At 67.9% G+C, this 1,745-nt stretch carries 1 protein-coding gene; it reads left to right on the top strand.

Annotated elements, in window-relative coordinates:
* Positions 1 to 64: 64 nt before the first annotated feature.
* Positions 65 to 1,624 (top strand): cutinase family protein, encoded by a 1,560-nt coding sequence (locus tag ACFWPJ_RS19280; RefSeq protein ID WP_378853151.1) that lies wholly within the window; start codon positions 65 to 67, stop codon positions 1,622 to 1,624.
* Positions 1,625 to 1,745: the final 121 nt, after the last annotated feature.

Below are 1,745 nucleotides of genomic sequence, written 5' to 3'. Positions count from 1 at the left end.
CGCCCCGACCCTCTGCGGGGTGCGGGCAGGCCGACCCGACGATCCCGAGAGGAATCCGAATCCGATGAAGCGACCCGCAATCCATCACACGACCCGAGCCGTCACGGCGGTGGCGCTGGCGGTGACCCTCACGCTCGGCGGGTCGGCCATCACCGCCGCGCAACCCCCCTCCACCACGGGGTCGAGCGCACCCGGCACGTCTGGCGCTCCCGCGACGTCGACCTGTCCGGTTCTCTACGTCCTCGGAGTGCAGAGCAGCGAGGAAGGCGCGACCACGAGCGTGGACACCGGCGACACCGGTGTCCTGGGACAAGCCTTCGGACGGATGGCGAACACAGCCGGAGAGGCGATCGAGCGGTCCTACATCGTGTTCGGCTCAGAAGTGGGTTCGGTCAACTACTCCGCGGCTGTGACCACAGCGGCCGACCAGATCGAACAACTCGCCGGCGACGTAGTCGAACGGTGCCCGTCGACCCAGATCGCTGTCGCTGGCTATGCCCAAGGTGCCGCTGCCGCAGCTGCTTTCGCCGAGAAGGTAGGCGCTGGGCGCTCACGGGTTCCGGCCGAAAAGGTCGCCGCAGTCGCGCTGCTGGCCAACCCGACGCGGCGAGCCGCGACCGGCGTGTTCCCGGGCACCGACAACGCCAGCGCGCCGGCGGCCGCGACGGGCACCGACGGAACCAACGTCGCCAAGATCAGTCTGACCAACACCGGCCTGTCCGGTGCCGGGATCGACGCTGCTGCGAACCCGGTCAGCTACGGCACGCTCGTCGGCAGGGTCGCCGACCTGTGCGTGGCCGGTGATGCGACCTGTGACGTCCAGTCGGGCAGTCCGCTGGTGACCGCGGTTGCCAACATCTCGGGCCAGACCGAGGGCAAAGATCCCGTCGCTGCGATCGCTACAGTCGCTCAAGCTCTGGTCAGCACGGCATTCACCACCGCTGTCGGTGTCGTCAACGACGACATCAGCGGTACCAGCCTGGACCAGCTGACCTATTCACCATCGAAGACTCTCGGTCAGCGTCTGGCCGAAGCCTCCTCACCGACCGCGACCGCGCCGACCGAATCCGACGCGCTGTCGGCCTTGTTCAAGATCGGCACGATCGGCCTCAGCGCCGTCGTGTCGGTCGCTCAGAAGGTATTCACCGCGACCACGATCGCCGAACTGGCCGCCGTCGGATTGTCCAACCCAGCCGCAGCAGTCGCTGTGCTGGGCACGAAAGTCGCTGACGCTGTGGTGGATCTGGTGCCGCCGCAGTCGATCAGTACCTGGGTCAACGACGCCTTCGAGGCGATCACCAGCACCATCACCGACACCGAGGACCTGTACACGACCTCGGCGACGGCCCAGTACAGCGACTCCTCCGGCCGGCGCAGCAGCTACAGCACCGTCTCGGCGACCACCAGCGGCGAAACCCCCTTGGCCGCGACCGCGGCCTGGTTCACCGCCTTGGCCGCCGACCTCGCCACAGCCTTCCCACCCTCGTCGTCGCCAGCGGCGCCCACGCCCAACAGCGCCACCGAAACCACGAGTCCACATCCGACATCGACGAATCCCACTACCACGCAGCCGATCTCACCGTCGACCACTCACGGTCCGGCGACGTCGGTTCCGCGTCCCTAGACCCCTTCGGAGCACAAGAGCTGTCACTGTCTATCCCCCTGATCAGTGGCTCTTCCAACGGTGTGGTACGAAGGGCCCGCCCCCCCCCCCCGCCCCCCCCCCAGGGGGTGGAAGTAAAGAC

Origin of the sequence: Nocardia sp. NPDC058497 (assembly GCF_042720195.1) — a bacterium.
Classification (GTDB): domain Bacteria; phylum Actinomycetota; class Actinomycetes; order Mycobacteriales; family Mycobacteriaceae; genus Nocardia.
Note: the sequence above shows the minus strand (reverse complement) of the source record. Positions and strands in the feature narration are given on the sequence as shown.